General features: G+C 27.2%; 4 protein-coding genes and 1 pseudogene. 1 reads left to right on the forward strand and 4 read right to left on the reverse strand.

Going from position 1 to position 6,944, the window contains the following annotated elements:
* The 4 genes from Q1K13_RS11995 to fusA all read right to left on the reverse strand — a co-directional run.
* On the reverse strand, nt 1-184 hold a 184-nt coding region (locus Q1K13_RS11995), incomplete at its 3' end, for a rubredoxin-like domain-containing protein (protein ID WP_366522616.1).
* A 571-nt stretch (nt 185-755) separates the two neighbouring features.
* Entirely contained in the window at nt 756-1,703 is a 948-nt protein-coding gene (locus Q1K13_RS12000) for an ROK family protein (protein WP_300351249.1), read from the reverse strand.
* A gap of 218 nt (nt 1,704-1,921) precedes the next feature.
* The gene (locus tag Q1K13_RS12005) at nt 1,922-2,158 is read right to left on the reverse strand and encodes a hypothetical protein (RefSeq protein WP_300351252.1); all 237 of its coding nucleotides are present in this window, start codon (nt 2,156-2,158) and stop codon (nt 1,922-1,924) included.
* 298 nt (nt 2,159-2,456) lie between these two features.
* Entirely contained in the window at nt 2,457-4,532 is a 2,076-nt protein-coding gene (gene fusA, locus Q1K13_RS12010; RefSeq protein WP_300351255.1) for an elongation factor G, read from the reverse strand.
* Between the two features lie 685 nt (nt 4,533-5,217).
* On the opposite strand from fusA, the pseudogene Q1K13_RS12015 reads away from it, so the two are divergent.
* Nucleotides 5,218-6,276: pseudogene (locus tag Q1K13_RS12015) on the forward strand (IS30 family transposase).
* The last annotated feature ends 668 nt before the right edge of the window (nt 6,277-6,944 follow it).

A 6,944-nucleotide genomic window follows, 5' to 3' on the forward strand; every position in this document is an offset into this window, starting at 1 on the left:
GTAATCCTTCGATTATTCTCTCATCAACACCTTTAGCTACTCCGATTCTGTGCTCATCAGCAAAGTTTAATTCTCCGCTTTGCTCTATGAATTTATCAGCTCCAACACCACATACTGGGCATTTTTCAGGTGCTTTTTCTCCTTCATAAACATATCCACATACTGTACAAACAAATTTTTTCATAATATATTCCTCCTACAAACAATTTCTTTATCTAATTTCAATTTATATAATCTTTTAAAGTCTTAATCTCTAGTCATTTATTAGTTGATTTTTTATTTCCCTCAACCTTATGGTATTATTATATAATAATAATTATTATTTAGCAATAGTTATTTAAATTATTTTTTAATTTTTTTAATTTAAAACTATTTCTTAAAGCTAAAGATTTTTCTTAGTTACATAGTATTTATCTGTCACCTGAATATCAAGTGGTTTTATTTAGTATAAATAAAAAGAGTAGCTTTTAGCTACTCCTAAAATATAAGTAATCACAATATATGTGGTTATGACCAAAATTCATTTTTTTAATATAGTTTTAACATAAAAATATACTTTTTTCTACCTTTTATCCATTTAAATCTGCTAATTTCATAAATAAATAACATTTTAATCCTAATTAATATTAACTACAACTAAACAGTCTTTACTTTATATATGATAATATATCATTATTTAATCTTAAGCTAAAAAATATATTATTTAAAGCAAAAAAGTTAGAAGTATAAAAACTTCTAACTTTATATATAAAATATTATTTACACTCTAATAATGCTAATGCTACAGCACCAACAACCCCTGCATCAGTTCCTAATCCAGCAGGTACTATTTTACAGTGATCAGCCATAGCTTTGAAGCATCTTTCATTAACAACTTCTTGAACTTTTTCAAAAACTATTTCTCCAGCTTTTGAAACTCCTCCACCGATAACAACCATATCAGGATCGAAAGTTGCCACTGCATTTGCAATACCAATTCCTAAGTAATTTAATGCTTCATCTATTATCTTCTTAGCTACTTTATCACCTTTAGCAGCCTCAACGAATACTTCATATGAAGTTACATTTTCATATTGCTTTAAGCTTGTTTCTACGTTTGTAGCTACAGCTTCTTTTCCTCTTTTTCCAATAGCTGTTCCTGATGATACAGCCTCTAAACATCCCATATTACCACAGTTACATCTAACAGTTCCAGGAGCTACAGTAGTATGTCCCATTTCTAAAGCATTTGAAGTACTTCCTCTGTATATTTTACCATTAAGGATTGCTCCTCCACCTACACCAGTACTTACAGTAACATATACCATATTCTCAGTACCTTTACCAGCACCTAGCATGAATTCTCCTATAGCAGCTACGTTAGCATCATTATCTAAGTATACAGATATGCCAAACTTCTCTTTTAATGGTGCAACTAAATTAAAGTTTTTGAAAGGTAAATTTGGAGTAGTTATTATTATACCAGTTTTAGCATCTAATGGTCCTGGTGATCCAATACCTATAGCTTCTACCTCATCTATAGTAACCTTTCCTTCACATATTACAGTTTCAACACAACCTATTATTCTGTCTAAAACAGCCTGTTCTCCTTCGTGAGCATTAGTTGGAGTTGTGTGTTGAGATATAACATTTCCTTCTAGATCTGCAAGAGCACAGCTTATTTTTGTTCCTCCTAGATCTATTCCAATAACATAATTTTTCATTTTAAAGAATCCTCCCCCATGTTTCTTATGGATTAATTTAATACTTATTATTATTATTATATGATAGCTTGAATCCTAGCTTATTAATAATTGATTATTTAACACAAAGTAAATTATAACATAAATATATGTACCTTTGCACAGTTAAAATTATAACCTTTTCAAATTATATACTTTTACAATTATTTATATAAAAAATACTATTTTATATCAATTATTCATCCCATTTTCTTGGCATTTATATAGTAAATTTCCTTATTATCATAACCTTGGTTATTTATATTAAAATTATTATCCTTAAGCATAGAACAAACTATTCCAATATTATCCTCGTCTAATGATTCCATATAGATTATAAACTTATCACAACTCTTAACAATATTTATATAATCAAAAATATTACTATAATCACTTAATCCTATTTTCCCCTTTATATCCATTCTATAATTACACATTAATTACACCTCATTTAAGATATTATCTCTAAAATATAATTATATATAAAACTAAAAATTTATTTTTAATTTATATAAAAGTTATAAATAATTAAAACATATGCAAAATCTAATTCACAAATACAAAGCAAATTCCTTAAATAATTCCAAAATTTATTTTAAATAAAATCAACTTAATTTTATAAAAACAACCTCTCTACTATTATTTAATTTAACCACATTTTTTTCTAGTATACATAAAAAGTACCATCTTATTATAAAGATGGTACTTTTTTATGATATTTTTTTAAAATTAAGCTTATTTTAATTTTTTAGCAGCCTCAATTATTTTAGCAGTTTCAGTTGATGGAACTTCTTCATATTTTTCAAAAACCATAGAAAAACTTCCTCTCGCCTGAGTTATTGAACGTAAATCAGTAGCATATTTAAACATTTCTGATAATGGAACTTCTGCAATTACCCTTTGATTCTTTCCATAAGGTTCCATTCCAACTACTCTACCTCTCTTCTTATTTATATCTCCAATAACATCTCCCATATATTCATCAGGAATAAAAATATCTGCTCTCATAATAGGCTCTAATATAACAGGTTTAGCGCTCTCCATCCCTTTCTTATAAGCAATGGATGCTGCAACCTTAAATGCCATTTCTGATGAATCTACAGGATGATATGATCCATCATGAAGTGTAGCTTTAATTCCTATTACAGGATAACCAGCTAATACTCCTTTCTTTAGACAATCCTTCAATCCTTTTTCAACTGCAGGTATATAATTTCTAGGGACAACTCCCCCTACAACCTTATCAACAAAATCTAAATCAAATTCGCCATCTCTTCTTGGCTCAAATTTTATTTTTACATCACCATATTGACCATGGCCACCTGATTGTTTCTTATGCTTTCCTTGGACATCAGAATTACCTTTTATAGTTTCTCTATATGGAACCTTAGGATCTTGAAGATTTAAATCTACTCCAAATTTACTCTTTAATTTGCTAGCTAATACCTCTATATGAGTTTCTCCAATGCCAGAAATTAAAGTTTCAGCATTTTCTTTATCTCTTAAAACTTTAAATGTTGGATCCTCATCTAACAACTTTGAAAGACCTTGAGAAATTTTTTCCTCATCTCCCTTACTCTTAGGCAAAACAGCCATTGTCATAACTGGCTCTGGGAAATCAAAGTTTTCATATTGAACTTTAAAATTATTTTCACAAAGAGTATCACCAGTAATAGTATATTGAAGTTTTGTAATAGCTCCAATATCCCCGGCTTGAATTTTCTTAGTTTGAATTTGATCCTTTCCTCTTAAGAAACATAAAGAACCAACTTTCTCAACCTTATCATTTTTAGAATTTATAATAATTTTATCACTAGTTAACTCTCCAGTTTGAACCTTAAACATAGATAATCTACCAACGAATGGATCTGCAATTGTTTTAAATACAAAAGCAGAAAATGGCTTATCCTTATCAACTTTAACAGCTATCTCATCACCTTCTTTATCTCTTGCAACTCTAGGCTCACTAAAATTAGGAGCTGGAAAATACCCTTTAATTGATGATAATAAGCTTTGCATCCCAACTATTGAATAAGAACTTCCACACATAACAGGAGCTATATCTCCATTTTCAAACCCAATTGAAAGCCCTCTATAAATCTCCTCAACAGTAAGTTCCCCCTCTGAAAAATACTTATCTAAAAGCTCTTCATGAGTTTCTGCAACAGCTTCCATTACATAAGTCCTATATTCTTCAACTTTATCTTTAATTTCATCAGGAATATCTATTTTCATTATATTTCCACTCTTAAATTCATATTTAAATGCTTCTTGAGTTATTAAATTTACTATTCCATTAAAATTTTTCTCTAATCCAATTGGATATTGAGTTGGTATTGCTCCATTTCCAAAAGTATTTCTAATACTCTCTAAAATTTTATCAAAATTCGAATTTTCTCTGTCTAACTTATTTATAAAAAATGCTCTTGGCAATTTTTCTTTTTCACAGCACTCCCAGGCTTTTTCAGTCCCAACTTGAATTCCAGTAACACCACATACTGTTATAATAGCAGAATCAGCAGCTTTAATTCCTTCAATTTGTTCTCCAACAAAATCAAAATATCCTGGAGTATCTAATAAATTAACCTTAATTCCATTCCACTCAAAAGGAACAACAGATAATGATAATGATATTCTTCTTCTCTTTTCTTCTTGATCATAGTCACTTGTTGTATTTCCATCTTCACAAGTTCCTAATCTATCAGTAGTGTTTGTATAATAAAGTAAAGCTTCTGTTAATGCAGTTTTACCTGAATCACTATGTCCTATAATACATACATTTCTTAAATTCTCAATCTTATACTCTTTCATAATTCTTGCCACCTTCTAATATCGTTTACATAACAATATATAAGTAGCATCCACCACCTTTCTAGAAAAAATTAGTATTATCCTTATACTTATTTGGTCTTTAAATAGTGCTTTGAACAATTTATTAAATTTATAAATATATTATTATTTAATTTTATAATTAAAGGTTAAGATAATAGTAAGACAATAACTAAACTTTACTATTTATTAGTTATTACTATACAATTAACTTAAATTTGATAAGAATCTTATATAAGTAAATATATTCTAATTACTTTAAAATTATTATTTTATTTGTAAAAGTAACTATCTTTTCATAAAAATATTACTTAAAATAAAAATTTATATAAATACACAAATTAATATTCATATATATTAAATAAAATTTTAAATTTATTTGATAATACATAAATTAATCTTTATATATTAATTTAATTATCTAAAATCAATTTATTTATAAAAACTTTCTCGTAATTTAAAATTTTAAATAAGCATATATTTTCTATATTCCACATTAATATTTAAATTCCTTTATAAAATATTAATAATTTTTTCATATTTAATTTGCTAAATATAATTGCTTAATTGTAAAATGAAATTGAACTAAATAAAAAATCCATGGTTGATTAACCTGTGTTATGATTTAATCACGAAACAAAATACAAAACACGGGGGGATAATCACCATTGACTATCAAAATCATAACACAGAGTCAAGAAAAAATAAATACTTAAATATGAAAGAGCATATGATAGTTGAAATAACATCTTAAAGATGGATTTTCTGCTTACAAAATAGCAAAAAAACTAAATAGAACTATAAATACCGTTTTAAACGAAATACGCCGTGGTACTACTAAGCAAATTAAGCAAGGTAAGGAATTTAATGTGTATTTTGCTGATACTGGAGAAGCTATTTATAAAAAGAATCGCTTAAAATCCAGTCGTAAATACAAACTATTAGAATGTAGTGATTTTATCAAATATGTGGTTGATAAAGTTAAGAATGATTACTGGTCTTTAGATGCATGTGTTAGTGAAGCTCTCCATTCATCTAGATTTAGTCCTTCTCAAATTATTTCGACAAAAACGCTGTATAATTATGTAGACCTTGGCTTATTACCTATAAAAAATATAGATTTACCAGCTAAACTTAATAGAAATACAAAGTATAATAGAGTAAGACATAATAAGAAAAGGCTTGGTACTAGCATTTCAGATCGTCCTAATTATATTGAAAACCATGAAGAATTTGGACATTGGGAAATAGACTGTGTATTAGGTGAAAAATCTAATAAGGATAAGGTTTTGCTAAGACTTGTCGAGCGTAAAACTAGGTATGCTATAATATCTGTGAAATGTCTTCCTATTCAGTAATAGCTGTTACAAAGGCTCTTGATAAGATTAAAGATTTTTTTGGAAGTAAATTTAGTGAAGTATTTAAGAGTATAATTGCTGATAATGGCTCTGAATTTGCAAATTTATCATAACTTGAACAAAAAACTGAAACTAAAACAAAAGTGTATTTCATTCATCCATATTCTTCATTTGAAAAAGGTACAAATGAGCGTCATAATGGACTGATTAGGCATTTTATCCCGAAAGGAAAACGAATTTCAGATTACTCACTTGAAACTATATCTTTCATAGAAAATTGGATGAATACTCTTCCAAGAAAGCTTCTTGATTACAAGACTCCAGAAGAGTTATTCGAAATACACTTAGATAAAATATATTTATTATAATAATTAGTTTTTAAATCATAATTAAGGACTAGTTCAATTTGATATTGCAATTTAGGAATAGAAATTAATTAAAATAATTTGATTAAAATTATTTTATTATAAGTAAAATTTTATATATTAAAGGAATATTGATTATTATATATAGTATATTATTAAATTAATATGCAAAGTTAAGATTCTATAATATTTTTATTAAGAATATTATAGAAAGTTATATTATGTACAATTATTATATTTTTGTGGTAAAGCTAGACAATATAAATTTTTTTGTTAGGAATAAAATTCTTGTTGAAAAAATTTGAAAATAGTATATTATTAATATTAGTGCTTTATTTTTTTGAACGGTTATAAGGTAAAATTAATAGTAAAATGTATATGCTAAAACTTCTAAAAAAATACTTGAAAAAACATAATATACATAGTATAATGAAGAAGTTGTAAAGCGAACAGCGATGAATCAAGAGGTTGCCGGACTTCCGGGTAATTCTTGATGAGCATGTTAGGGTCTAGAATCCAACGACAGAAGTGTGTGGACTCGTACAAAGTGTGAAACACCAGGGACAGTTTACACAATGCTTACTGTTGTGCGTTAGAAGTAAAGCGTACATGAAAAGGAGGGAAACCAAATGTCAAAACAAAAAATAAGAATAAGATTAAAAGCGTTTGAT

Source organism: Clostridium sp. (assembly GCF_029267215.1).
Classification (GTDB): Bacteria; Bacillota; Clostridia; order Clostridiales; family Clostridiaceae; genus Sarcina.